This is a genomic window from Gordonia amicalis, assembly GCF_022059885.1.
GTDB classification, from domain to species: Bacteria; Actinomycetota; Actinomycetes; order Mycobacteriales; family Mycobacteriaceae; genus Gordonia; species Gordonia amicalis.
Map to the genome: position 1 here is coordinate 1206893 of NZ_CP091855.1, position 26434 is coordinate 1233326.

The following is a 26434-nucleotide window of genomic DNA, read 5'->3' on the forward strand; positions in this document are numbered from 1 at the left end:
CTGCAGCGGTCGATGGTGCTCGACACCATCAACGCCGACTACGTACGAACCGCACGTGCCAAGGGACTCACCCGCGGCGTGGCAGTGCGACGACATGCGTTGCGCACGGCCATCATCCCGGTGGCCGTCGGTATCGCCTTCGCGATCCCGGCGGTGTTCACCGGCGCGGTCCTCACCGAGACCATCTTCGGCTGGGAGGGGATGGGCCGGTACTTCGTCACCTCGATCAACACCAACGACATCCACGGTGTCGTCGCGGTCGCCGCATTCGGTGCGCTGGCGACCGCGGTCGGTGCGATCCTCGCCGACCTCGCGGTCGTCTATCTCGATCCGAGAGTGCGGGTGAGCTGAGATGGCGATGATGCCACCCGAACCGCGCGGACCGCAGTCCGGGCACCTCGATGCCACCGCCCCGATCATGGGCGAGACCGGCGGTCTCCTCGACGAGTCGGACACCGCGTCGGCGCCGCTGGCGAGGCGTCGTACCGGCCGGGCCGTGATCTTCGCCAAGCGATACGCGCGCAACCGTTCCGCGATGCTGGGCCTGGTCATGTTCGTCCTGCTCGTCTTCTTCGCCGTGTTCGGCGGGCTGTTCACCGCCTACACCTACACCGACACCGATTTCCTGGCCATCGGCTTCCCCCCGTCGACGCAAGGAGCAGAGGGCGCCCACTGGTTCGGCACCAACGACGCCGGCAACGACCTGTATGCGCAAGTGGTGCACGGACTCCAGCGCTCGTTGACGATCGCGCTGACCGTGTCGATCGGGACGACCGCGATCGCCGCGTTCCTCGGCGGGATCGCGGCCTATTTCGGCGGTTGGGTACAGCGCGTCATCCTGGGTGTCGTCTACCTGCTGCTCGTGGTGCCCACGTTCCTCATCCTCGCCCTGGTCTCGAACAGCACCGGTGGCGACTGGCGGTGGCTGATCGTCGTGCTCATCGCATTCGGGTGGATGATGCTCGCGCGCGTGATCCACTCGCTGGCGGTGACCGTCCGGGAGCGCGACTACGTCACCGCAGCAAAGTATCTGGGGGTGTCCCCGCCGGCGATCATCCTGCGGCACATCCTGCCCAACATCGCGTCGTTGCTGGTGATCAACTTCGCACTCGGCGTGGTGGCGGCCGTGCTCGCCGAGACGGGGCTGTCGTTCCTCGGATTCGGGGTGAAGATCCCCGACGTCACCCTGGGCTCGCTCCTGCAGGCGGGTGCCGGGACCCTCGCCGCGTCACCGTGGTTGTTCTGGTTCCCCGCCGCCGTGCTTGCGCTCCTGACGGTGTCGATGGCGCTCATCGCCGACGGTCTGCGCGACGCCTTCGACCCGACGTCGAGTGGAGGTACCCGCCGATGACGAGCCGGTCCGACGCGGTGCTGATGGTCCGTGACCTGAGAGTGGATTTCGGCAGCGAGGCCGGGGTCGTCGACGCCGTCCGCGGTCTCGACTTCGACCTGCGACCCGGCCGGACCACGGCCATCGTCGGCGAATCGGGATCGGGGAAATCGGTGTCGGCACTGGCGGTCCTGGGACTGCTGCCGGACTCCGCGCACGTCAGCGGATCGGTCGTCCTGCGGGACCGGGAGCTGATCGGGTTGTCGGACAAGCAGATGTCGGCGGTCCGGGGTTCGGAGATCGCGATGGTCTTCCAGGACCCGTTGTCGTCGCTGACCCCGGTGTTCACGGTGGGTGCGCAGATCTCCGAGGCGCTGCGGGCCCACCAGTCGGTCACCGCCAAGGCGGCCTGGGCGCGGTCGGTCGAGTTGCTCGACCTGGTCGGCATCGCCGATCCGGGACGCCGCGCGAAGGCCTTTCCGCACGAGTTGTCCGGCGGGATGCGTCAGCGCGTGATGATCGCGATGGCGATCGCCAACGACCCGTCGGTGATCATCGCCGACGAACCGACCACCGCCCTGGACGTGACCATCCAGGCCCAGATCCTCGACCTGCTCGCCACCGCGCGCCGGGAGACCGGTGCCGCGATGCTGTTGATCACGCACGATCTCGGCGTCGTCGCGGGCCATGCCGACGACGTCGTGGTCATGTATGCCGGCCGGTCGGTGGAGACCGCCGACGTCGACACGCTCTTCGGCGGGCCGCGCATGCCGTACACCATCGGGTTGCTGGGGGCCGTGCCGCGCGTGGACCGGCGGACCGACGCGTTGATCCCGATCCCGGGGTCGCCACCGGTCCTCATCGACGTACAGGACCGATGTCAGTTCATGCCACGGTGTCCGGTCGCGATCGACGACTGCGGTCGGGCCGAGCCGGCCCTGGCGGAGCTGAGCGGCGACCACGGGGTGGCCTGCGTCCGCGCCCGGGAGATCGATGCCGACGGCCGGATCGACGGTGAGCCGGTGTTCCCGCTGCCCGACGTGCCGGTGACGTCGGTGGCCGCGATCGAGCGGGTGGAGCGGCCGACCGTCCTCGACGTGGTGGACATGACGAAGGTCTTCCCGCTGACCAGTGGTTTCCTCAAGCGGCGAGTGGGATCGGTGCGGGCGGTCAACGGCATCAGCTTCGACATCCGACGCGGCGAGTCGATGGCACTCGTCGGGGAATCGGGCAGTGGCAAGTCGACGACCCTACTGGAGATCATGGACTTCGCACAGCCGAAGGGCGTCGTCCGGATCGGCGGGGTGGATCCGGCGGCGGTCCGCGCGCGGGAGGCGCGCGCGCTGCGGCAGCGGGCGTCGATCGTCTTCCAGGATCCGTCGGATGCGCTCGACCCGAGGTTCACCGCCTTCGACCTCATCGCCGAACCGCTTCGGGCATTGGGGATCCCGAAGGCGGAGGCGGAGGAGAAGGTGACGGGCCTCATGCGGCGGGTCGGGCTCGACCCTGTTCACGCCGACCGTTTCCCCGCCGCCTTCTCCGGTGGTCAGAGACAACGGCTCGCCATCGCGCGGGCACTGGCCACCGACCCCGACCTGATCATCCTCGACGAACCGCTGTCGGCACTCGACGTCTCGGTGCAGGCGGACGTCGTCAATCTGATCCGGCGACTGCAGTCCGACGGTGATGTCGCCTATCTGGTTGTCGCACACGATCTCTCCGTGGTGCGACATCTCGCCGACCGCACCGCGGTGATGTACCTGGGGGTGATCGTGGAGGCCGGACCCACCGAGGCGGTCTTCGCCGAACCCGCGCATCCCTACACGCGAGCGCTGCTGTCGGCGGTGCCGATTCCCGACCCGCGCGTCGAACGCGAACGGCGGCGGATCGTCCTGACCGGCGAACAACCCAGCGCGACAGACGACATCGTCGGGTGCAGCTTCACGAGTCGTTGTCCGTTGCACGCGCAGCTCGACGACGAACGTCGCGAGCGGTGCCGCACCGTCGTTCCCCGGCTACGGCCGGCGAACCGTGAAGGTGTTGTTCGCGGCGACCACCGAGCGGCATGCCACTTCCTGGAGGTGGAGCAGTGAGGCGCTGGTGGCGGTTCATCACCGCGGTGCTCATGACCATCGCCTGCGTGACCGGTTGCGGCGCAGCGGTCGACAGCGGTGCGGTGAAGACCGAGGGGGCCTCGCTCAATCCGCAACCCCGGGAGAAGCTCGAGGACGGCGGCAGCCTCACGACGGCCATCACCGAGGTGTCGCCCCAGTGGAACACCTTCCACGCAGATGCCAGCGCCTACACGCTGGCCCTGTGGCGCTGGTACAACCCGGTGCTCGCCTACTTCTCGCCCGACGGCGTGTACTCCCCGAATCCCGACTACCTCACCGGCGTCCGTACCGAGACGGTCGGCCGGAACACGGTGGTGACCTACACGGTCAACCCGAAGGCGTTCTTCAACGACGGCACGCCGATCGATTACCGCGCCTTCGTCGAGACGTGGCGCACCAGTCGGGGTGTCGACGACCGCTACATCGTCAGTTCCACCGACGGGTACAGCCAGATCGCCTCGGTCACCCGCGGGGTCGACGACCGCGAGGTCATCGTGCGCTTCGACGGCGTCTACGCCTGGCCGGACGGCTTGTTCAACGTCGTGCTCCATCCGAAGGCCACCTCGCCCGAGGTGTACAACGAAGGTTATGTGCGGCAACCGCATCCGGAGTGGGGTGCAGGACCGTACACGGTCTCCTCGTATGACGCCGACAACGGGACCGTCGTCTTCGAACGCAATCCGAAGTGGTGGGGGAGGCCCGGCAAACTCGACCGCCGGATCTTCCGGCAGATGGAGTCGCAGGCGGCACTCAATGCTTTCCAGAACGGCGAGATCGACGCGACCGGGGTGGCGGCCAAGGACGCGCGTGCGCGGGTGCTCACGATGAACGGCATCGACATCCGGACCGCTGCGTCGCCGCAGCAGGCGCTGCTCGTACTGAATCTCGATGCGCCGATACTGTCCGACCGCGTCGTCCGAGAGGCGGTGTTCGCCGCGATCGACCGGCAGACCCTGGCGCGCATCCGGTTCACCGGTTTGAACTACACCGAGGAACTCCCCGGTTCGCTGTCGCTCTACCCCTTCCAGCCGGGGTATGAGGACAACCTCGCGGGGGTGGTGTCCTACGATCCGGGCAAGGCGGCGGCGCTGCTGGAGGAAGCCGGGTGGCGTGAGGGCGGGGACGGTATCCGCGAGAAGAACGGCAAACGGCTGTCGCTGGTGTTGCCCAACGTCGGCGACGACGCAACCGGCGCCAACCTGTCACGGGCGCTCCAGGCGATCCTGGGCAAGGTCGGCGTCGATCTCGTGGTGCAACAACGTCCCCCGTCGGATTTCTCCGCCGTCGTGGTGAACAAGGAGTTCGACCTGTTCATGATGGGCTTCTCCTCGAGCGATCCGTTCGGCATGGCCTACTTCTGCCAGGTGTGGTGCAGCGACTCGCAGTTCAACCCCGCCGGGGCCGGCACTCCCCAACTCGACGCACAGATCAGGGCGATGGCACGGATCGGCGACCCGATGTCCCAGATCGCGGCCGGGAACAAGGTCGAGCGCGAGGCATTCGCCCAGTACTCGAACCTCCCGCTCTTCAACGGTCCGGCGATGGTCGCGGTGAAGGAAGATCTCGCCAATTACGGTGCGGGACAGTTCTACATCGGTCCGATCGAGGACATCGGCTGGGAGAAGTAGGGTCGCCCATCAACCTCGACGGTGGCGGCCGACGCTTCAGTGGTTGGGGCCCACCCGCCACAGCGGGTTCACCGGGCCGTGGCCGGCGCCGAGCGGATAGGCTGCGGCGAGTCCGCGGGTGACCCACTCCTTCGCGAACGCGACGGCGTCGGGCACCGAGTACCCGTGTGCCAGAGCGCAGGTGATCGCGGCGGCGAGGGTGTCACCGGCCCCGTGGTCGTGGGTCGTGTCGATGCGCTCGTGGTTGAGCTCGATGAACTGCGCACCGTCGTAGAGCAGGTCGGGGGAGTGGTCGCTGGAGCGCAGGTGTCCACCCTTGACCAGGGCCCAGGCGGGCCCGAGATCGAACAATGCTTTTGCCGCATCACGCTGGGAATCGGTGTCGACGACGTCGACCCCGGTGATGAGCCGGACCTCGTCGAGGTTCGGCGTCACCACCGTCGCGAGAGGGAACAGCTTGTCGCGCAGAGTGTCCAGGGCGGAATCCGCGAGTAGCTGGTTCCCGTGCATTGAGGCACATACCGGGTCGACGACGAGCGGTGTCGACGTGTCGCGACCGATAGCGCTGTCTGCGCACTGGGCGACGACCGCGTCGATGATCGGCGCCGACGCCAGCATGCCGGTCTTGGCGGCGCCGATCCCGATGTCGTCGGCGACCGTGCGGATCTGGGCGGCCACGGTCTCCGGTGCGATCTCCTGAAAGCCGCTGACGCCCAGTGAATTCTGCACGGTCACCGCGGTCACCGCGACGCAACCGTGCAGGCCGAGCAGCGCGAAGGTGCGCATGTCGGTCTGGATGCCGGCGCCGCCACCGGAATCCGATCCGGCGATGGTCATCACGCGGACCGGCGTCTCACCCGGCGCCGCGACGGGCAGCAATTCGAAGTCCCCGTGGCCGTGCGGTGGCTGACCGGTCACGCGGAACCGCCTCGACTGGTCTCGAGGGGCAGGTACACGCGGTTGCCGCCCTCGGCGAACTCGGCCGACTTCGCCGCCATGCCCTCGGCGATCTTGCGGTCGATGTCCTCGGCGGTCACCAGGTTGTTCTCCTCCGCGTAGGCGCGCACGTCGGCGGAGATCCGCATCGAGCAGAACTTGGGACCACACATCGAGCAGAAGTGAGCTGTCTTCGCGGGTTCGGCCGGCAGGGTCTCGTCGTGGTACTCGCGGGCGGTGTCCGGGTCCAGGGCGAGGTTGAACTGGTCGATCCAGCGGAACTCGAAGCGCGCCTTGCTCAATGCGTCATCACGTTCCTGCGCCCGGGGATGCCCCTTGGCGAGGTCTGCGGAGTGGGCCGCGATCTTGTACGTGATGACGCCGACCTTCACGTCGTCGCGGTCGGGCAGCCCGAGATGCTCCTTGGGTGTCACATAACAGAGCATCGCCGTTCCCGCCTGGGCGATCATCGCCGCACCGATCGCGGAGGTGATGTGGTCGTAGGCGGGTGCGATGTCGGTGGCCAGGGGGCCCAGGGTGTAGAAGGGTGCCTCTTCGCAGAGTTCTTCCTCCAGGCGCACGTTCTCGGCGATCTTGTGCATCGGGATGTGTCCGGGTCCCTCGATCATCACCTGCACGCCATGGGATTTGGCGATGGTGGTGAGTTCGCCGAGGGTGCGCAGTTCGGCGAACTGGGCTTCGTCGTTGGCGTCCGCGATCGACCCCGGCCGTAGTCCGTCGCCGAGGGAGAAGGTGATGTCGTAGCGGCGGAAGATCTCGCACAGTTCGTCGAAGTGCGTGTACAGGAACGACTCTTCGTGGTGAGCCAGACACCAGGCGGCCATGATCGAACCGCCTCGGGAGACGATTCCGGTGACCCGGCGGGCGGTCAGCGGAACGTAGCGGAGCAGGACCCCGGCGTGCACCGTCATGTAGTCGACGCCCTGCTCTGCCTGCTCGATCACGGTGTCGCGGTAGATCTCCCACGTCAAGGCGACGGGATCGCCGTTCACCTTCTCGAGTGCCTGATAGATGGGCACGGTGCCGACCGGTACGGGGGAGTTGCGCAGGATCCACTCGCGCGTGGTGTGGATGTCCGCGCCGGTCGAGAGGTCCATGATGGTGTCGGCGCCCCAACGCGTCGCCCACACCATCTTCTCGACCTCGTCGGCGATCGAGCTGCGCACCGCCGAATTCCCGATGTTCGCATTGATTTTCACCGCGAACCGCTTGCCGATGATCATCGGCTCCGATTCGGGGTGACGATGGTTGGCCGGGATCACCGCGCGACCGATGGCCACCTCGGAGCGGACGAGTTCGGCGTCGGCGCCCTCACGCGCGGCGATGAACCGCATCTCGTCGGTGATGATCCCCGCTCGTGCCCACGCGAGCTGGGTGCTCGCGCCGTCGATCGGTTCCGGGCGGTGCCACGAGTCGCGGGTCTTCGGCAGTCCGCGCTCCACATCGATCTCGGTTTCGGTGTCGGTGTACGGACCCGAGGTGTCGTAGACGTCGAGGTGTTCGCCGTTGGTGAGGTGGATCCGACGCTGCGGTACGCGGAGATGATCGACGGCGAGGTAGTGCTTGGAACTGCCCTCGATCGGTCCCGTGGTCAGTCCGCCGTCTTCGAAGGTTGCAGTGGTGGGTGTGGTGGATACACGTGTGCCCATGATGGTCTCCCTACGCCGGCATTACCCGGACAGGTTCGAGCGGTCGGCGACCGCCCGTCGCCATCTCAGCCCTCGGTCATCGTGAGAGCCCCCGCGGTGTGTAGTTGTGTTGCGCTCGCCACCTTACAACGTCCGCGGAGGAGCCACCCGATGCCTGGCAGATCGATACCCTTTCTCAGCAGTTACGGATCCGTAAGGTAGGGTGTGACCCTAGTCACAGGGGACCGAACGTCAAGAAGTGGCGTGATGCCGGTGACCCGCAGACGGTGACGACATGAGGAGGTGTAGGTGCTACGCAAGAACCGGCATCGACCGCCGCAATCGGCGAGGTCCATCCTGCAGCAGATCGCTCAGGTGGTGCACAATCCCGACCGCGAACGGTTCGAACTCTGGGTTGCGGGCGATCTCGTCGGCGTACTCGGCTATTCGATGGAGACCGTCGACGGCCAGACGACCATCACCGTTCTGCACACCGTGCTCTACGACGAGTACACCGGCCACGGGCTCGCGACGCGTCTCACCCGGACGGTCATCCACTTCGCGCGTGAACACAACGCCCGGATCCGGCCGGTGTGTTCGTTCACCAAGGACTACCTCGACCATCACCCGGGAATCGTGGAGCTCGCGCCGGTGTGATTTCGACAAGCTCAATCAGCGGTGGAAGGGGCTCAATCAGCGGTGGAAGGGGCTCAATCAGCGGTGGAAGGGGCTCAACCAGCGGGAGAGTCCAGCAGCGTCGTCCGCAGGATCTTCTTGTCGATCTTGCCGACGGCGGTGACGGGCAGGGTCCGCACGATGCGGACCACGTCGGGCAGCTTGAACGATGCGAGGCCGCGGTCGGCGAGGAACGTGCGGAGCGTGGCCAGTTCGAGCGGCCGGGCCGGCGGATGGTCGTGGGAGAGCACGACCGCGGCGCAGATCTTCTCACCGAGCGCATCGTCGGGCAGTCCGACCACCGCGACCTGTCGCACCGACGGGTGTGCGAGCAGGTTCTCCTCGACGTCGTCGGCAGCGACGTTCTCGCCGGCCCGGACGATGGTGTCCTTGATGCGGCCGGTCACCGACAGATGCCCGGAGGGCAGCCGGGTCACCTTGTCCCCCGATCGGTAGAAGCCGTCGGGGGTGAAGGACTTCTCGTTGTGGGCGTCGGCCCGGTAGTATCCGCGGATCGTGTACGGGCCGCGCACCAGCAGTTCGCCCTCTTCGCCGTCGGGAACGTCGGCGCCCTCCTCGTCGACGACGCGCACCTCGTCGAACTCGGACATCGGTGAACCCTGCACCTCGTGGACGAGATCGCGCGGTTCGTCCGGCCGGGTGTAGCAGATGAGCCCCTCGGCCATGCCGAACACCTGCTGGACCACGTCGCCGAGGGCCTCGTCGAGCGCGACGGCGTCGGGGTGGGCCAGCTTGGCGCCGCCGACCTGGAGGAGTCGCAGGGAGCTGATGTCCGCGGGTTCCCACTCGGTCGCCGCGCACCACAGCTGCGCGAGGGCGGGCACCAGTGCGGTCACCGTGACGCGGTGGCGTTCGATGAGGTCGAAGGTGTTGTCGGGGCTCGGGTTGTCGGTGAAGACGACGTGGCCGCCGACGCCGAGGACGCCGAGGATGCCCGGGCAGCACAGCGGGAAGTTGTGGGCCGCGGGCAGCGCGACCAGGTACGTGTCGTCGGCCGTCAGGTTCGCGACGTCGCTCGACAGTCGCGCATTGAGGTCGTAGTCGTCGTGGGTCCGCGCGATCAGTTTGGGCAGACCGGTGGTGCCGCCCGAGACCAGGAACAGCGCCGGGAGGCCGGCATCCGGCGGGGAAGGGAGGTCGACCGTGGCGGAGTCCGTGTCCGGTGCCCCCCGGAACGGACCGGGATCGCCGGAGATGAACACGTGCTCGACGTCGGGGACGCGGGATTGCAGCTCGGTGGCGAGATCCCGGAAGTCGAAGCCGCGCCGTCCGTCCTCGCCGATGTAGGCGACGGCCCCGGCGCCGGCCGCGAGGTGGGCGATCTCGGTGATCCGGTGGGCGGGCAGGGTCATCACCGGGGCGATGCCCGCGCGGAGCAGGCCGAACAGGTTCACGACGAAGTCGAGGGAGTTGTTCTGCTGCAGGACGACGCGTTGTCCGGGCCGGAGTCCGGCCCCGACGAAACCTGCCGCACGACGCAGCGAGGCGGCACGCAGGTCGGAGTAGCTGAGCGTCCGCGGTCCGTCGGTCGACGCATCGGTGACGGCCGGGGCGTCGGGGGTGCGATCGGCACTGGCGTCGAAGCTCGCGAACAGGGGGAGGCCGCGGAACAGTCCGGCGTCCCGGTAGCGCTCGGCCTGGACGTCGGCGTACGGGGTGAAACCGTCGAGTAGGTCGGTCACTCGGTCCAGATGCGTCTGCATGGGTCCCATTCAAACACAGACAGGATAGGGTAACCTTACCGATCGGTCGGCGGTGTGAGCCACGCCATCGACGAACGGGGGCTGTTTGCTTAGGCTGTCCTAATCTTCCTAAGATCACGCTGCCGCCCACGACCGGAGGACAAGGACATGTCGCTGACGACCGATTCGCGAACCCCGACGCTCGACGCTGCGGGGCTCGGACCGGCGACCCCGGTCAGCGCCGCCGCCGCCGAGATCTCGGCGGCCTGGGCGGGTTCGGGCGAGTTTGGTGACCACGTCGTCTACGAGCGCAACGGTCGCTGGACCTTCGCCGCGGGCGTCCGTGCGCGTGTGGTCGTCACGCGCAGCGAGGTCATCGTCGACGACCAGGGGCGCCGGACGACCACTGCTTGGCACGGCGACCCGGCAGATGCCCTCGCCGCGGCGACGGAATCCCTGTCGATCGCCGACTGGCGTCTCTACGGCTGGGTCGGTTTCGACTTCTGCGCGCCGTACCACGGCATCCTCGACCGTGTTCCCGACGACACGGTCCTCGCGCATCTGATCGTCCCCGAGTTCGAGGCCTTCGTCGACGCGGATGGCGTGGACACCGGCACCGCCGATCCCGAACGAGCACGTCTTCTCCTCGAGATCTCCCTCACGGCAAGCGCTCCCGGCGAGTCGCGCCCGGTCGATGTGCGAGTCGACTCGGAGGACTATCGCAGTCGCGTCGCCACCGCCGTCGCCGAGATCGCCGCCGGGCGCTATCAGAAGGTCATCCTCTCCCGCGCCGTCGACATCCCGTTCCCGGTCGACATCCCCGCCACCTACGCGCGGGGTCGCGCGGACAACACCCCGGCGCGTTCGTATCTGCTGTCGCTCGGTGATCTCGCGGCCGCCGGATTCAGCCCCGAGCTCGTGGTCGCGGTGCACGACGACCGGACGGTGGTGACCGAACCGCTTGCGGGTACAAGGGCTTTCGGAATCTCGACGGAGCGTGATGCGGCCGCCCGCGCCGAGCTTCTCGGTGACGCCAAAGAGGTCGCCGAGCACGCGATGTCGGTTCGTGCCTGCTTCGACGAGATCGCGTCGATCTCGGCCGCGAACACGACTGCGGTAAGCGAGTTCATGGAGGTGCGTGAGCGTGGCAGCGTCCAGCACCTGGCCTCGACCGTGAAGGGTACTCTCGCCGACGGTGAAACACCCTGGCGCGCACTCGAAGTCGTCTTCCCGTCGATCACCGCTTCGGGGGTTCCGAAGACCCCGGCCGTCGAGGCCATCGACCGGCTCGAGTCCCGGCGTCGCGGCCCGTATTCGGGTGCGATACTCGTCGCGTCGTCGTCGGGGGAGCTCGAGGCGACCCTCGCACTGCGTACCGTCTTCGCGACCGGGGGCAAAGCGTGGCTGCGCGCCGGTGCCGGCATCGTCGCGCAGTCGACACCCGAGCGCGAGTTCGAGGAGACCTGTGAGAAATTGGGCAGCGTCGCCCCCTACGTCATCCCACGCTGACCGCCCGTTACGTCCGACCCACCACCATCGTCACCTCAGGAGTGATCACATGTCCGACAACATCACCGAAGCGCTACAAGGAATCCTCACCGAGGACCTCGACCTCGCGCTCGGCGACGTCACCCCCGAGTCGAGACTGATCGACGACCTGGGGCTCGACTCGGTGGCATTCGCCATCGGTGTCGTGGCGATCGAGGAGCGTCTGGGCGTGAAGCTGACCGAGCGCGAACTCTTCGAGTCCAAGACGGTCGGTGATCTCGAAGACCTGGTCCGCTCGAAGGCCGGGACCGCGGCCTGACCGGGGGCGAGGGGATGAGTGTGGACACCGGAGTGCATACGTACACGGAGTTGCTCGACGCGGCGTTCGACGAGAAGGTCACCGCGTGGACAGCGCAGGCCGAGAGGGACCATCGCTTCCCGCGTCCACTCCTCGAACATCTGGGTGAGGCAGGGGTTTTCACCCGGAAGTGGGAGGATCGCAAGCTCACCGACCTCCATGACCACTTCGCCTTGGGCCGTCGTCTCGGATCGCTGGGCTCGGCCGCGATCGGCGTCGGTGTCAGCCTGCACGATTCGGCGATCGCCATCCTCCGACGCTTCGGCCGCAACGACTTCCTGAAAGATCTCGCGTACCGGGCGATGACCACCGACGCCGTCCTGTGCATCGGCGCCTCGGAGGAGCAGGGCGGGTCGGACCTGCAGAACTCGGAGACGCGGATCTTCGGCGAGAACGGCGGATACCGCGTCGTGGGGAACAAGAAGTTCGTCTCGCTGTCGCCGATCGCCGACTACATGTTCGTCGTGTGTCGTGGCGTCGAGGACGGCCCCGACGCCGGAGGCAACGTCGCGCTCGCCGCGGTGCCGGTCGACCAGGTCCGCGTCGGCGCGCCGTATCAGAAGCTGGGTGCCGGACCGCTCGACACCGCCCCGGTCGCCATCGACACGTGGATCCCCGAGGAGGCGCTGATCGCCCGCCCGGGCACGGGTCTGGCGATCATCAGCTGGGGCCTTGCACACGAACGCTATTCGGTCGCCGCGCAGATCGCGGCCGCCTGTGAGGTGATGCTCGGCGTGACGCTCGCCCGCATGATGGAGCGTACCCAGTTCGGCAAGAAGCTCTACGACCATCAGGCACTCCGCCTGCGTCTTGCGGACCTGCAGGCCCGCGTGGATGTGCTGAGCTACTCGCTCGACGGCGTCGCCGCCGGGGGCAGGATCAACCTCCGGACCGCGGCGGCACTCAAGGCGACCGCGGCGAACCTGGGCGAAGAGGTCGCCTCGGAATGCCTGCACATCTTCGGCGGTATCGGTTACCTCGAGACCGAGACCCCGATCGGACGCTGGTGGCGCGACATGAAACTCGCGCGCGTCGGTGGCGGTACCGACGAGGTGCTGTGGGAACTGGTCGCCGCGGCCATGAAACCCGACACCGAGCGTTACCAGCAGCACTTCTCCGGTTCTCTCACCCAGGCGCCCTGAGCGTCCTTCATCCAGGCGGTCATCGATGAACAGCACAGTCACTTCCCCGGCCGACGCTCGCGTCACCGAGCTCGCACCCCCGGACCACACCTACCTGCACATGGACACCGACAGCCGGCCCATGCACTGGTCGATGATCCTCGAACTCGAGACGGGTGGAACGCTTCTCGGCCTCGACGAGGTCCGTGCCCGGGTGCGTGAACGGGGCCGGCTGTTCGAGATCTTCCGGCTGGGTGTCAAGAACGGCCGCTGGCGCAAGCCCGAGGTGGTGCTCGCCGACGAGAACTGGGATGCGGGCGAACACGTCTCGGAACTCGGCTTCACCGATCGCGAGCACCTGCAGCGTCGTGTCTCCAAGCTCCTGGAGACGCCGTTGCCGCGTCCGCGTCCGTTCTGGGACATCACGCTGTTCACACCCTCTGCGGGCGCCGAGGGCGTGGGTCAGTGGGTGTTGCTCCGCGTGCATCACAGCATCTCCGACGGCATCGCCGGTGCGGCCTTCGCGGCATTGCTCGCCGACGGTGAGCGCGAGGACCTCGCCGAGTTCGAGCGGTTCGCCACGAGTCCCCGGTTCCACATCAGCGGTATCGACCCGGAGAAGCTGGGCGAGGCCAAGGCGGCGTTCAACGATCAGCACGCCGCCGGTGGTGGCAAGAAGCGCGCCTGGCCGAGCCTGACGAAGTCGGGGCGTCGTGAACATGCGCTGTTCGGCACGTCGACCCGCGCTCTTCGTAAAGCGGCCAAGGCCAACGGTTCCAGCGTGCACGAGTTCGTCCTCGGGGCCATCGGCCGGGCCCTCAGCCTCGATCCGCCGGCGTCGCCGCCGGCGGAGGTCCTCCGCGTGACGCTTCCGGTGACCCTCGACGAGGAGTTCCGGCACACCGGCAACGCGGTGTCCGTGGCGCTGCTCAACCTGCCCGGCAACGAGACCGACCTGTCGCAGCAGATCGAACGGGCTCGTGGTGAGCTGGCCACGATCGCGCAACGGCGGCCCGAACTCTATCTCGCAGCGGCGGACGACCTCCCGCGCGCGCCGCTGTGGGGCCTGCAGCGCGCCATCGTGAACGCCTCGATGGCGCACATGCACCCGGACATCCACATCGGCATCAACCCCGGCTTCTCGAGGGTGCGGTCGGTGCTGGGCAGGTCGATCGTGAGCCTCACCCCGCTGTCGCCGCTGGCCGGCTACTCCTTCTCGGTGACGGTCCTCATCCTCGGCACCACGACGAGTTTCGGCATCGTCACCGATGCGGAGGCACTGCCCGACTACGCGGAGAAGTTCGTCACGACATTCGACAAGGTGCTGAACGAGGCCCTAACGCCCGAGTGACACTGAAGCTAGCTTAGGCTTGCCTAGTAATCCCGGTGGAAATCGGGAACGATGCAGTACGTGGTGACGCCGATCGAGCGCGCGGCCACGCCAGACGAGTGAACACGCCATACCGAAGAAAACACGGAGAACACCATGCAGAACGACGTCGGCTACCAGGACCCGGGATACGTGGGTGACACCCACGAGCCGGAAGCCGGTTCGGAGAAGCGCTCGGGCGGGGTCAGCATTCCGACGGTGCTGGCATCGGCGGGTGTCGCGGCGGTGATCTCGGCGATCGTCGTCACCATCGGCGTGGTCGGCATCGTGGTCAGCGAACGCAACGACACGGCGTCGGCGGCGCAGCCGACCGTCGTGAACTTGGGTTCCGCACAGGCACCCCAGCAGCAGGGCCTGGTGGGTCCGGCCGCCACCCAGCAGCCGGCCGCCGCGCCCGGGCAGCCCGCCCCGGCGGCAGCACCCGCACCCGCTGCGACGGAGAACGTGCCCGAGAGCGGTGGCACGGTCGGTGCGGGCCCCGACGCCGCCGCGCCCGCGCCGGCACCCGCGCCGGGCACTTCTGCCGCGCCCCCGCAGCAGCAGGCCGCCGCGGCCCCGACGGCGCTGACGCCAGGCCAGCTCAACACCAAGGTCAAGATCGTCATGAACTCTCGCGGCAACCGTGCCGCTCGCGCCGCCGAACTCCAGGGCGGCGAGCGTGCCCTGCGTCAGATCGACGCGGTCGCCCAGGCGATCACCACCTACGGAAATGTCGGCCTCAGCTACCAGATGGTCGGTCCGGTGCAGATCAGCGGCAACAAGATGACCGCCCCCCTGCAGATCAGCGTCGTCGGACGGGGCAGCCAGAACCGTGCGATGACCTGGGTGTGGAGCGGTGACAAGTGGAAGCTGTCGAACAGCAGCGTCTGCCTCATCGCCAGCTTCGTCCTGCTGCCCTGCTCGCTCTGAGACCCTCACCGTTCGTCGACACCTACTGTTCTGGAGATCTGACGTGACCTCACGACTTCGTTTCGGCGCGCTCATCACGGGTGTGCTCATGTTCGCGGGCCTGCTCGCCGGCTGTTCGAGTTCCGACGACTCGGCCGGTGGGTCGGTGCAACTGAACCTGCCCGACGGTCGGTCGGTGACCATCCCGGAGACGCCGAAGCGGATCGTGACCCTGGGCGACCAGTGGACCGACGTGGCGCTCTCGTTCGGTGTCACCCCGGTCGGCTACTACGACTACTCCAAGTCGGCGACGGGAGAACTGCAGCCGTGGTACGGCCAGAAGCTCGCCGATTCGACGTTCATCGACCCGACCAAGGGCGATGACGCGACGACCATCGCCAAGCTCGACCCGGATCTGATCTTCGCACCCGGCTTCGCCTCGAACAGCCCGGAATTCGAACAGATCGCGAAGCTCGCGCCGACGGTCAACTCCATCAGCGGCCAGGAGATCGACCCCTGGCAGGACATGGTGACGGTCATGGGCACCGTCTTGCACCAGCCGGACAAGGCGACCGATATCATCGACGACACCAACGCGAAGGTCGCCGCCGTCGGCAAGGAGTTCCCCGGTCTCGCCGGCAAGACCTACGCGCTGGCCTTCATGTACGGAAACGACCAGCTGTCGGTTCTCGGTGACCCGAACGACGGCGCGGCGAAGCTCTTCAGCGAACTGAAGATGGAGATGGCACCGAAGCTGGTCGCCGAGTACCAGCGCACCCGCAATCCCCGCTTCGGCCTGAGCACCGAGAACATCCCGATGCTCGACGCCGACGTCCTCGTCGTCGCCACCGCGACGCCGGAGCAGGCCGAAACCCTCCGCAAGCTACCGGGTTACAAGAATCTGAAGGCCGTGAAGAACAACGCGGTCACCTTCATGTCGCAGTCGCAGATCACCGGTCTCAACGCGCCGTCGCCGAATTCGGTTCCGTACGTGCTGGACCTGCTCAAGCCGAGCTTCGGGGCCGCGACGAGCTGATCCCTCGAGCGAAATGGCCCGTCCCGCTGTGCGGGGCGGGCCGTTGTCGTCTCGCTCAGCATTCATAGCTCGAGCGTGCGATCGGAATGCTCCCTGAGGTGCTCCTCGCACCCACATAGGAACTAAACCTGGGGCACTTCATTCCAGCGTTTCCGTCACGGTCGATCCTTCCCGCCAAGCTCGCTGCTCGGCGTGTCAGGCCAACCCGGACCCACCGTTATTCAGACAGTCCCCACCTGGTCGAGCGCATACGGGCCGAAGCGCACGTCGGCTCGGGCCGTGGAGGTCGGCAGGTCACGGCGGTGATCGAAAGCAGTGACCGCGAGGCGGACGGCGACCGTACCCCGCCACCCGAGGAGAGGCCGTCCAGCACGTGAAGTCCGGTGCAGGGGCTTTCGGTCCGCAGAGGGGCACGACAAGAGAAGAGGTCTGGCGGCAAGCAGGGCGCTGATCGGGTGTTCGGACGTCGACGACAGTTCGGGATCGGTGACCGATGCCCCTGTCCGATAGCGAGCGGGCGGACCTGCTCCTGATGCGCGAGGAGGAACGGCTGGCGCGCGACTTGTACCGGCGGTCCCATCAGGCGTGGGGTGTGCCGATCTTCGGCAACATTTCCGACGGCGAGCAGCGTCATCACGACGCGATCGGGCGACTACTGAAGCGATACAGTGTGCCCGGAGTCGCCGTCGATCGACCCTCGTCGAACGCCTCGACCGATCTTTCTGTCCAGAGCGGTCCGTTGCCCGGTCCTGCGGCCCGCCGGATCTACACTCACCGGACCTGAAGAGGAGAACCGTGCCTCGTAGCGTCCTCGTCGTCGACGACGAACCCCATATCCGTCGCGTCCTGCGTGGCTATCTCGAGGCGGACGGCTACGACGTCATCGAAGCCGCGACAGGCTCGCAAGCATTGACCCTGGTGCAGTCCCGCTGTCCCGATCTGGTGCTGCTCGACATCCGCCTTCCCGACCTCGACGGTCTCGAGGTACTGCGCAGCATCCGCGGATTCTCCGACGTGTACGTCGTGCTGGTCACCGCGCGCGCCGAAGAGGTCGACAAGCTGGTGGGTCTGGCGGTCGGCGCCGACGACTACATAACCAAGCCGTTCGCACCCCGAGAAGTCGCCGCCCGCGTCCGTGCCGTCCTACGCCGCGCCCGAGGCGCCCCGGACGCACCCTCCCGAGTATCGGCCTCCGGTCTCACCGTTGATCCCGACACCAGGGAAGTGACAGTCGACGGCACACCCGTGAAACTGTCCGCGCTCGAGTTCGACCTGCTCCTGGCGATGGCACGGTCCCCCGGCCGTGTGTACTCACGCAGGCAACTACTCGAGAAAGTGTGGGGTGGAGACTTCTTCGGTGACGAGCGGGTCGTGGACGTGCACATCCGCAGCATCCGCCGGGCGATCGGCGACGACGCCGCCGACCCCCGCTTCATCGGGACCGTCCGCGGAGTCGGCTACAAGTTCGTGGCCACGGCCGGGGCCGACCGGTGAACCGCGGTCTCCGGCTCCCGATGCCGAGCTTGACGATGCGACTGTTCGCTTCCCATGTGCTGGTGGCGGTGGTCGGAGCACTGGTCACGTTCGCCGTCGTCCGTGTCGCGGCGCCGGCGGTGTTCGAAGAACGCGCCACCGGCCCCGGCAGCGGCCGCAACCGCACGAACGGGTCTTCTCCGTTACGGGAGGTCGTGGCCGATGCGGTCACGACGGCGTTGCTGCTCGGTGTGCTCGCCGGAGTGATCACCGCCGCCGCGCTGGGGCTGCTGGCGTCCCGACGCCTGCTGCGGTCGCTGAGGTCGGTGCGCTCGGGCACTCAGGCGATCGCCACCGGCGACTACCGGTACCGCATCCCGGTGCCGCCGGAGGCTGAACTTGCTGCGGTCGCCGCCGACGTCAACGATCTCGCCGTCCGCCTCGCCGACACAGAAGCCCGGCGGGTCCGGCTGCTGTCGGAGGTGGCGCATGAGATGCGCACCCCGTTGACCGTGATCGATGGCTACGCCGAGGGTGTCCTCGACGGTGTCTTCGACGCGGCAGAGCTGGTCCAGATCGAAACCGAGGTCGGCCGGTTGCGCCGGCTCGCCGATGATCTGTCCACCCTGTCCCGGGCGGAGGAAGGTCGTTTGGACCTGCACCCGGCCGACATCGATCTGTCCGACCTCGTCGTACAGGTCACCGGTCGGATGCGCCCCCAATTCGACGATGCCGGCCTGACCGTGACCGTGCACCCGCCGCCCCGGCCGGTGATGGTGTGTGCCGATGCAGACCGGATCACGCAGGTGCTGATCAATCTGCTCGGCAACGCCCTCGCCGCGACCGAGGTCGGCGGCGTGAACATCGACATCACCGCGGATCGAGACGTCGCCACGGTCACCGTCACCGATACCGGTGAGGGACTCGACCCGGACGATGTGGAACGGATCTTCGAACGCTTCTACCGGGTACCGTCCAGGCGCCGGGGCGAGCACGATCTCGGCTCCGGCATCGGCTTGACCATCAGCCGGGATATCGCCCGCGCCCACGGCGGCGACCTTTCGGCCGACTCTCCCGGCCGCGGTCACGGAGCACGGTTCACCCTGCAGTTGCCCACTCGAAGCGACCACCCGATCCGACGCTGACACAACCCGGTCTTCCGCAACGAGGGAAACCTGCACCGGGGTTGCCCCGAGCGGACCGGCCCGCGAGCCGTACATTCCGCGACGTGCGCCGGGTGGCTGCACCCGCCAGCGGACCGATCGCCCGGAGACCGTGCATTATTCCGCGTGCTTCTGCCCTTGGCCCTGCCCGTGCTTCTGCCCCTTGCCCTGCCCGTGCTTCTGCCCTTGGCCCGGCGAGTGTCCGCCGGCCGGCTCCTCGCCGGTCAGGGCCGCCCGGAAGGCCTCCAGGTGGTGCTCGGAACCGGTGCGCAGCTTGCCGTACACGCGGTCGATCGCGTCCTCGTCACTGACCTCGATCGCGGTCGTCAACTCGGTGATGTCGGCGGCCTCGAGTTCAGCCCCGACCGCGTACGCCTGCTCGACCGAGGCCAGGCCGCGGGCGAGCCAACCGTCGTAGGCGCTCTGCAGCTGCGGGTCGGAGTAGGTTCCCGCCGCGAGCCCGGCCGACGGGTCGCTCACACCGTACCGGCCGAGCAGAGTGCCGACGGCATCGTAGTGACGCTGTTCGCTGGTGGAGATGCGCTCGAAGATCTGGGCTCCCCACTGCTGTGCGAACTGTTGGTACAGGTCTCGTGCCAGGCGTTCCTCCTCCCGCATCATCACCAGGTCGGACTGCTCCTGGGAGGACAGCGCACCCCCAGCACTCTCGTCCGGTTCCTGTGCTGACGCGACGGCCGCCCCGAATCCAGCGACTGCGATCGTCGCTCCTGCCGCGAGTGCTGTCACTGTTCTTCGCCAGTTGTTCATCACCGGCACCACCTTTCTCCACCTTTCTCTCCCCACCGAGTTAACTCACCATGAGTGAAGGGACCCCGTCCCGAAGTGTGAAGCTTGTGTGAGAGCAACCCAGCGCTGGTCTTCCGGCGGCATCACCGGGCGGAAGGGCCGAGTGTCACCGCCCGCGTACGACGCCGCACCGCTCTGCCGGCCCGGGCCGGACCTGCACTCGGGGATGGGTGGACATGCTCAGCCCGGGGTTCGGGAAACCGTCGACACCCCGGCGAACGTGTCGTCGAGCGCCGGTGCCGCGGGTCGGCCGACGTCGACTGATTGGCCGCCCACTGGCGTCACCGGCCGGCGATCCAGCTCTCACGCCCGGGCCTAACGGCCCTTGTGCAGCCCCCGCCTTCGAGCGCACTGTGGCCACAGTGGGGGGCGAACACCTTGTTGGAGGAGGGAGTTTCCGTATGACGGTGGTGACCGGGAGCTCCGATACCTCAGCAGAATCGGCCCCCACCTCGCTCCTGCTCGAACGGATCAGGCGGGGAATCATCGGTGAGGGCGAGATCTTGGACGGCCCCTACGGTCGACGCCGGATCACCTACGCCGACTACACCGCCTCGGGACGGTCACTGGACTTCCTCGAGGACTTCATCCGCAGACAAGTGCTCCCGCGCTACGCCAACACTCACACCGAAAGTTCCGGCACAGGACTGCAGACCTCACTGTTGCGGCAGGACGCACGCCAACTCATTCACGACGCCGTCGGCGGCACCGAGAACGATCTGGTGATCTTCTGCGGGTCCGGAGCGACGGGGGCGGTGAACAAGCTGGTCGGAATCCTCGAACTCCGTGTCCCGTCCGGGCTGGCGGCACGCTACGGCTGGGACGAGCAGATCGCCGACTCGCCACGCCCCGTGGTGTTCGTCGGCCCCTACGAACACCATTCCAACGAGTTGCCGTGGCGTGAGTCAATCGCTGACCTGGTGGTGATCGACGAAGACGCTGACGGTCACATCGACGTGGAGCAACTCAAGCAGCAACTGATCGAGCACTCGGACCGGCCGCTGCGCATCGGTAGCTTCTCGGCCGCCTCCAATGTCACCGGCGTTCTGTCGGACACCGACCGGATCGCCGCCCTACTCCACGAGCACGACGCGTTGTCCTTCTGGGACTATGCGGCCGCCGGACCGTATGTCCCGATCCGGATGCGGGAGAGCACTCCCGGGCGCGGCGACTACAAGGATGCGATCTTCCTCTCGCCACACAAGTTCGTCGGCGGTCCCCAGACCCCGGGGGTGCTGGTGATCCGCCGCGAATTGGTGCGTAACACCGTGCCCACCGTGCCGGGTGGGGGCACGGTGGCCTTCGTGGACCCGATCGGCCACCGCTACCTCGACGATCCCGTGGCCCGGGAAGAGGGAGGCACCCCGGCGATCATCGAGTCGATCCGCGCCGGCCTGGTCTTCGCCCTCAAGGACGCCGTGGGGACCGACCTCATCGAGCAGCGAGAACGACGTCTGTGGTGCCACGCCCTGGACCGGTGGCACCGCCATCCGAGTATCGAGATTCTCGGCCCCCCTGATGCGCGACGGCTGTCCATCGTGTCCTTCCGCCTCAGATCGGGCACCGATCGTTACCTGCACCACAACTACGTCGTGGCGCTGCTCAACGATCTGTTCGGGGTCCAGGCCCGCGGTGGCTGTTCCTGTGCCGGCCCGTACGGGCATCGGCTCCTGGGCATCGACCCGCACCAGTCGCGCGCCTTCCGAGACGAGATCGCGCTGGGCTGCGAGGGCATCAAACCCGGCTGGACCCGCATCAACTTCAACTACTTCATTTCCGACACTGTGCGGGACTACCTGATCGAGGCCGTGGAGCTGCTGGCCCGGTACGGCCATCGGCTCCTCACGGACTACACCTTCAGCCCCGATACTGGCCTGTGGCACCACCGTGGAGAAGTTCGTCAGCCGCCATTGCGGCTGACCGACCTGTTCTACGACACCGCGGGCATCCTGCACTACCCGACCGAACGCGAAACCCTCGACGAGGCCGCACTGGTCGACCACCTGCGCGAGGCCCGCACGCTGCTCGAGGCCCGCCCGGAAAAGGTCCCCGACGGCCCGACTCGTCTCCCCGCGCACTTCGAAGCGCTGCGCTGGTTCCCCCTGCCCCCGCAGTGCTTGACCTCCAGACACGAGAACCCCGGCACCGACGGCACCCCGCATTGACCACCATCAGGCCACGACAACGAACAGTGGGAGGCAGGCACAGCATGGGCTACGGCAAGGATGTCCAACAGGAACTTCGCGCACCCGCCCGGGCATTGCGCCAGGCGATCCCGCAGATCTACGAGAGCTTCGGACAACTCTACGCAGCGTCCCTGACCGCCGGGGCGCTCGACGCCAAGACCAAGGAACTGATCAGCTTGGCGATCGCTGTGAGCACGCAATGCGATGGCTGCATTGCCGCACATGCGCGTGGCGCGGCCATACAGGGCAGCACACCGCAGGAAGCGGCCGAAGCCATCGGCGTCGCGATCATGATGGCCGGTGGGCCGGCCACCGTATACGGGCCCCGCGCCTTTGCCGCGTTCAACGAATTCCACGCTGAACGGGCCTCCAGCAGCGAGAACGCCGCACCCGGACCGTAAACGATGGCATGGAACGCGTTCCCGCGATCTCTCCCACCCGAGATGACCACGATGGCCAAACACCGTAGGTCGACCTCCGGCCATCGTGCGGGGGCTGCGCCGCTGTTCGTCTGGTGCGAGCCCCACCGAACATCAGAGGGCCGACGCCACCGCCGAGGCGGCCGAGGTGTTTAGCGGCGGGGGTACGTCAGTGCTCGATGACGTCGCCGGCCGCGGGCCGGCATTGGCGGTGCTGGCCCATCCGGACGACGAAAGCTTCGGGTTGGGTGCCGTACTAGCCGCACTGACCGCAGCCGGGACCGTCGTGCGGGTGGTGTGCCTGACCTACGGTGAAGCGAGCACCCTCGGAGCCGTCGCGGACCTTGCGACCGTGCGCCGTGACGAGCTGACCGCCGCCGCCGAACGCCTGGGCGTCAGCGACATCGTGCTCCACGACTTTCCCGACGGTCATCTGCGCGAGATCGCGCCCGCTGCCCTTGACGAGGTCGTGCAAGACAACCTCGGTGATGCGGCCACGCTCGTCGTGTTCGAACCGGGCGGCGTCACCGGACACCCCGATCACCAGGCCGCGACCGCCACAGCTCATCGCGTCGCCGACCGTCATCAGCTGATGGTGCTCGAGTGGGGCGTCGCCCCCGCCGTCGCCGCGAAGCTCAACGCCGAGTTCGACACCACGTTCGTCGCCCTCGACGGCGACGGGACCGTGGACATCGCCGTCGACCGCGCCATACAGCGGGCTGCAATCAACTGTCACGAAAGCCAAGCCAGCAACAACTCGGTCCTCGCCCGCCGCCTGGAACTCGAAGGCAACGACGAACGGATCCGTCTCCGCCCTCCCGCGCGTTCCGCGGACACCACGGCCTGATGGACAGCTCATGAACCAGCATTTCGCAGCGGCCCGGATATGCCCTCGGGTGCTGCTCATGTGGACGAAGTTTTCGGCAGCTCTCGAAGAGCCGGCGACGTCATCTCGCCAGCCCTTCGAGGCTCGTCGCTTGCGCTCCTCGCACCTCAGGGAGCGAGGGGAAATTCGTCGTGTGCGCTCCTCGCACCTCAGGGAGCGAGGGGAAATTCGTCGCTTGCGCTCCTCGCACCTCAGGGAGCGAGGGGGAATTCGTCGCTTGCGCTCCTCGCACCTCAGGGAGCGAGGGGCGTTGCTCGCTGAGTCCTAGCCGACGACGTCGTCGGTGTCGTCGATCCCGAAGCTGGTGAAAGCGGTGTCCTTCGGCAGCCGGTACACCTCGCGACCCATGACGGCGTTGAGGATTCGGGCGTTGCGGACCGCGCCGATGTCGAGGTTGGGCGCCGAGACGCCGATGGCGTGCTCCTCGGCGTTCGCCACGAACACCCGGTTGGTCAGGGCGGATTCGGTTTCGACCTGATGATTCGCGCCGATGACGAGACGACCGCGTGAATCCCGGTGCAGCTGAGACTCGATGGGGGCCAGGAAGTCCGACTTGCGGGCCTGGTAGCCCGTGCAGGCGATGACCATGTCGGTGGTGTGCGCGAGTGGGGTGCCGGTGTCGAGGTGGCGTCCGCGGACCTTCAGTGTGCCGCCGGCGAGGGTGTCGATGCCTTCGACCTCGGTCGAGATGCGCAGCTGGACGGGGTTGAGCTTCTCCCGCAGCTGACGCTGGTACAGCAGCTCGTGCACCCGCTCGAGGGTGTCGGTGGAGACGCCCTTGTGGAACTGCCAGTGCTGCGGGCGGATCCGGTCGCGGGCCTCTTCCGGCAGGCTGTGGAAGTAATCCATGTACGCCGGGGTGGTCATCTCCAGCGACATCTTGGTGAAGTCGAGCGGGGCGAACCACGGGGTGCGGGTCCACCAGCGGACGGCCGGTCCGCCGCGGAGATTCGCCTCGAGGAGGTCGACCACGATCTCCGCGCCCGACTGTCCCGACCCGATGACGGTCACCGAGTCGGCGGCATGAGCCTTGTCCTGGTGGTACAGGTAGTCCGAGCTGTGCACGACCGCCGAGGACTCCGACGACAATGATTCCGGCACAAACGGTTCGGTGCCGACGCCCACGACGACGTGGCGGGCGATCACGGTCGACGTCGCGCCGCCGGAGACGATGGAGACGCGGAAGGCGTCGGCCTCGTCATCCCAGTTGACCTCGGTGACGGTGGTGCCCCAGCGCAGGGAGTCGAGCCGCTCGATACACCAGAGCAGGTAGGTCTCGTACTCGACGCGGGTGGGGTAGAAGCTCTCCCGCACCAGGAACCGGTACATCCGGTCGGTGTCGGCCATGTAGTTCAGGAACGACAGAGGGTGCGTCGGATCGACCAGGGTCACCAGGTCCGACAGAAAACCCACCTGCAGTCGGGCTTCGTCGAACATCAGTCCTGGATGCCACCGGAACTCGTCGCGCGAGTCCACGACGAGCACGTCGAGGTCCTCGACGGTCGACGCCAGCGCGGCGAGCCCCAGATTGAACGGGCCGCAGCCGACCGCCAGGACATCTACATTCTCAACTCGGGTCATTCCGACACCCTCACCATTTCTTCACTGTGGGCCTGGTCGCTGGACGCCGAGGCGTTCTCGGATTCCACTTCGATTGCGAGACGCAGGAGTTCGTCGAACAGGTCGTCGATGTCGCTCTCCGAGGTCTCCGGGTTCAGAAGTGTCAGTTTCAGGCAGGTCCGGGGTTCGTCCTCGCCGGGCACCCGTACCTGGGTGCGCCCGATGAGCGCCTTGCCATCGGCGATGAGGCGACGTCGCAATTCGCCGTTGACCGCGTCGAGGTCGGCGCAGCGATAGCGGAAGACGATGGTGGTCAGCGTGACCGGTGCGATGAGTTCGAGCTGCAACTCCGTGGCCACCCGTTGTTCGGCGTACACCGCGAGGTCGTTGCACCGCTCGAGCATCCCGCCGAGTTCGCGGCGTCCGTAGGCCATCAGCGTGGCCGCGACCTTGAGCACGTCGGGCCGGCGGGTGGTCTGCAGGGTCTGACCGAGCAGGCCGCTGTAACCGGCCTCGACGTCGTCGTCGGGGTTGAGATAGGCGACCGAACGGTTCAGCGACACGAACCGGTTGGCATCAGAGAGCAGCATGAGGCTGGCGGCGGCCGGCTGCCAGCCGACCTTGTGCAGGTCGAGGGTGACCGAGTCCGCCCGGTCGACGCCGGTGAGCAGTCCGGACAGACGATCGGAGAACAGCGTGCCGAATCCGTATGCGGCGTCGACGTGCAGCCAGATCTCGTGACGCTCGGCGATGTCGGCGATCTCGGGCAGCGGGTCCACGGTGCCGAAGTCGGTGGTACCGGCCGTCGCCACGATCGCGAGCGGGGTGACATCGCCGGCCTGCCGGATCGCGGCCTCGAGTGCTTCCGGGACGATCCGGTGATGGGAGTCGACCTCGACCGGGATGACCGCGGATTCGCCGAGACCCAGTGCGGCGCATGCGCGGTGCACGGAGAAGTGGGCGACGCGAGAGCAGAACACCACGGGTCGGCGCAGCGCGCCCACACCGTCGTGCCGGACGTCGATGCCACGGCGTGCGGCGGTGTGATCGCGGGCGATCATGAGGGCCAGCAGGTTCGAGATCGATCCGCCCGGGCTGAAGACGCCACCGGCCTGCTCGCCGAATCCCGCCATGCGGGCGAGTGAGCGAACGGTCCAGGTCTCCAGGGCGAGCGTTGCGGGTCCCGAGTCATAGGTGTCCAGCGAGGCGTTGGTGGCGCTCGCGAGTGCATCCGCGGCCACCGCGACGGACAGAGGTGCCGGCTGCAGATGAGCTGCGGTCAGCGGATGGGTGAGATCGAGACCGTACTCGGCCACCAGGCGCGCGAGTCGTGACAGGGCCTCGGACTCGCCGATCCCGGAATCGGGGATTCCGGGGCCACCCAGGGATTCGGTGACCGCGGCGAGCACCGACACCGGATCCCCGGCGGGCAGTGGCGCGCCGTGGTGGTGAGCCGTGACCGACTCGGCCGCCTCGGCCAGACCGCGGCCGATGTCCGCCCATCCCGTTCCCGGCCGGGCGAAACGGGAAGCCCCCCACGCGGACACGCGGTCTTCGGTCACTGAGTTCCCCCTGGACTTTCGATGGTGGTGTGATCATGCGCTCGGTCTCCGTGCGCGTGTCG

General features: G+C 67.5%; 22 protein-coding genes, 1 pseudogene and 1 riboswitch. Of the genes and pseudogenes, 17 read left to right on the forward strand and 6 right to left on the reverse strand.

Annotated elements, in window-relative coordinates:
• The 4 genes and pseudogenes from IHQ52_RS05530 to IHQ52_RS05545 form a co-directional block, all read left to right on the forward strand.
• Positions 1-351, forward strand: a pseudogene (locus IHQ52_RS05530) (ABC transporter permease subunit); the annotation flags it as partial.
• Between the two features lies 1 nt (position 352).
• On the forward strand, positions 353-1351 hold the full coding sequence (locus tag IHQ52_RS05535; protein WP_006435019.1) for an ABC transporter permease: 999 nt from the start codon (positions 353-355) through the stop codon (positions 1349-1351).
• Positions 1348-3423: a dipeptide ABC transporter ATP-binding protein gene (locus tag IHQ52_RS05540; RefSeq protein ID WP_006435018.1), complete on the forward strand. Its 2076-nt coding sequence runs from the start codon at positions 1348-1350 to the stop codon at positions 3421-3423. Before IHQ52_RS05535 ends, IHQ52_RS05540 begins: the two co-directional genes overlap by 4 nt.
• A 32-nt stretch (positions 3424-3455) precedes the next feature.
• Entirely contained in the window at positions 3456-5072 is a 1617-nt protein-coding gene (locus IHQ52_RS05545) for an ABC transporter family substrate-binding protein (RefSeq protein WP_376740315.1), read from the forward strand.
• Between the two features lie 36 nt (positions 5073-5108).
• On the opposite strand, the gene thiD is transcribed toward IHQ52_RS05545, so the two are convergent.
• Together thiD and thiC are read right to left on the reverse strand one after the other, a co-directional pair.
• Positions 5109-5909, reverse strand: coding sequence for a bifunctional hydroxymethylpyrimidine kinase/phosphomethylpyrimidine kinase (gene thiD / locus IHQ52_RS05550; protein ID WP_051995364.1), 801 nt, complete (start codon positions 5907-5909; stop codon positions 5109-5111).
• Between the two features lie 77 nt (positions 5910-5986).
• Positions 5987-7678 carry a phosphomethylpyrimidine synthase ThiC gene (thiC, locus tag IHQ52_RS05555; RefSeq protein ID WP_006435015.1) on the reverse strand — a complete coding sequence of 564 codons (1692 nt, stop codon included), beginning with the start codon at positions 7676-7678 and terminating at the stop codon, positions 5987-5989.
• Positions 7669-7783: riboswitch (TPP riboswitch) on the reverse strand. Its footprint overlaps the gene before it by 10 nt.
• A gap of 183 nt (positions 7784-7966) precedes the next feature.
• Between thiC and IHQ52_RS05560 the strand changes: the two genes are divergently transcribed.
• On the forward strand, positions 7967-8314 hold the full coding sequence (locus IHQ52_RS05560; protein ID WP_006435014.1) for a GNAT family N-acetyltransferase: 348 nt from the start codon (positions 7967-7969) through the stop codon (positions 8312-8314).
• A 74-nt stretch (positions 8315-8388) separates the two neighbouring features.
• On the opposite strand, the gene IHQ52_RS05565 is transcribed toward IHQ52_RS05560, so the two are convergent.
• Positions 8389-10056, reverse strand: coding sequence for a (2,3-dihydroxybenzoyl)adenylate synthase (locus tag IHQ52_RS05565; protein ID WP_006435013.1), 1668 nt, complete (start codon positions 10054-10056; stop codon positions 8389-8391).
• Positions 10057-10203: 147 nt separating this feature from the next.
• Here IHQ52_RS05565 and IHQ52_RS05570 point away from each other — a divergent pair, with 147 nt between their 5' ends.
• From IHQ52_RS05570 to IHQ52_RS05610, 9 genes are all read left to right on the forward strand, one after another.
• Positions 10204-11544, forward strand: a complete 1341-nt coding sequence (locus IHQ52_RS05570) for a salicylate synthase (protein ID WP_006435012.1) — start codon at positions 10204-10206, stop codon at positions 11542-11544.
• A 49-nt stretch (positions 11545-11593) separates the two neighbouring features.
• Entirely contained in the window at positions 11594-11842 is a 249-nt protein-coding gene (locus IHQ52_RS05575; protein ID WP_006435011.1) for an acyl carrier protein, read from the forward strand.
• A 14-nt stretch (positions 11843-11856) separates the two neighbouring features.
• Positions 11857-13023 carry an acyl-CoA dehydrogenase family protein gene (locus IHQ52_RS05580; RefSeq protein WP_006435010.1) on the forward strand — a complete coding sequence of 389 codons (1167 nt, stop codon included), beginning with the start codon at positions 11857-11859 and terminating at the stop codon, positions 13021-13023.
• A gap of 25 nt (positions 13024-13048) precedes the next feature.
• Positions 13049-14353, forward strand: coding sequence for a wax ester/triacylglycerol synthase domain-containing protein (locus IHQ52_RS05585; protein WP_006435009.1), 1305 nt, complete (start codon positions 13049-13051; stop codon positions 14351-14353).
• A 135-nt stretch (positions 14354-14488) separates the two neighbouring features.
• On the forward strand, positions 14489-15301 hold the full coding sequence (locus tag IHQ52_RS05590; RefSeq protein WP_096272900.1) for an MTB12 C-terminal domain-containing protein: 813 nt from the start codon (positions 14489-14491) through the stop codon (positions 15299-15301).
• A 43-nt stretch (positions 15302-15344) separates the two neighbouring features.
• Positions 15345-16316, forward strand: a complete 972-nt coding sequence (locus IHQ52_RS05595; protein WP_096272902.1) for an ABC transporter substrate-binding protein — start codon at positions 15345-15347, stop codon at positions 16314-16316.
• Positions 16317-16848: 532 nt separating this feature from the next.
• Positions 16849-17100, forward strand: a complete 252-nt coding sequence (locus IHQ52_RS05600; RefSeq protein ID WP_232513055.1) for a DUF2202 domain-containing protein — start codon at positions 16849-16851, stop codon at positions 17098-17100.
• A gap of 11 nt (positions 17101-17111) precedes the next feature.
• The gene (locus IHQ52_RS05605; RefSeq protein WP_006435004.1) at positions 17112-17810 is read left to right on the forward strand and encodes a response regulator transcription factor; all 699 of its coding nucleotides are present in this window, start codon (positions 17112-17114) and stop codon (positions 17808-17810) included.
• A gap of 20 nt (positions 17811-17830) precedes the next feature.
• Positions 17831-18934, forward strand: a complete 1104-nt coding sequence (locus IHQ52_RS05610) for a sensor histidine kinase (RefSeq protein ID WP_232513056.1) — start codon at positions 17831-17833, stop codon at positions 18932-18934.
• Between the two features lie 135 nt (positions 18935-19069).
• Here IHQ52_RS05610 and IHQ52_RS05615 read toward each other — a convergent pair whose 3' ends face one another.
• On the reverse strand, positions 19070-19720 hold the full coding sequence (locus IHQ52_RS05615) for a DUF2202 domain-containing protein (protein ID WP_006435002.1): 651 nt from the start codon (positions 19718-19720) through the stop codon (positions 19070-19072).
• 440 nt (positions 19721-20160) lie between these two features.
• Here IHQ52_RS05615 and IHQ52_RS05620 point away from each other — a divergent pair, with 440 nt between their 5' ends.
• The 3 genes from IHQ52_RS05620 to IHQ52_RS05630 all read left to right on the forward strand — a co-directional run bounded on the left by IHQ52_RS05620 (position 20161) and on the right by IHQ52_RS05630 (position 23211).
• Positions 20161-21924, forward strand: a complete 1764-nt coding sequence (locus tag IHQ52_RS05620; RefSeq protein ID WP_006435001.1) for an aminotransferase class V-fold PLP-dependent enzyme — start codon at positions 20161-20163, stop codon at positions 21922-21924.
• A gap of 44 nt (positions 21925-21968) precedes the next feature.
• A complete protein-coding gene (locus IHQ52_RS05625; protein ID WP_040004542.1) occupies positions 21969-22346 on the forward strand; it encodes a carboxymuconolactone decarboxylase family protein in 378 nt (125 codons plus the stop codon).
• Positions 22347-22536: 190 nt separating this feature from the next.
• Positions 22537-23211 (forward strand): PIG-L deacetylase family protein, encoded by a 675-nt coding sequence (locus IHQ52_RS05630; RefSeq protein WP_006434999.1) that lies wholly within the window; start codon positions 22537-22539, stop codon positions 23209-23211.
• Between the two features lie 303 nt (positions 23212-23514).
• Here IHQ52_RS05630 and IHQ52_RS05635 read toward each other — a convergent pair whose 3' ends face one another.
• Entirely contained in the window at positions 23515-24831 is a 1317-nt protein-coding gene (locus IHQ52_RS05635; RefSeq protein ID WP_006436923.1) for a lysine N(6)-hydroxylase/L-ornithine N(5)-oxygenase family protein, read from the reverse strand.
• A complete protein-coding gene (locus tag IHQ52_RS05640) occupies positions 24828-26372 on the reverse strand; it encodes a pyridoxal phosphate-dependent decarboxylase family protein (RefSeq protein WP_006436922.1) in 1545 nt (514 codons plus the stop codon). The genes IHQ52_RS05635 and IHQ52_RS05640 overlap by 4 nt, the downstream gene beginning before the upstream one ends.
• Positions 26373-26434: the final 62 nt, after the last annotated feature.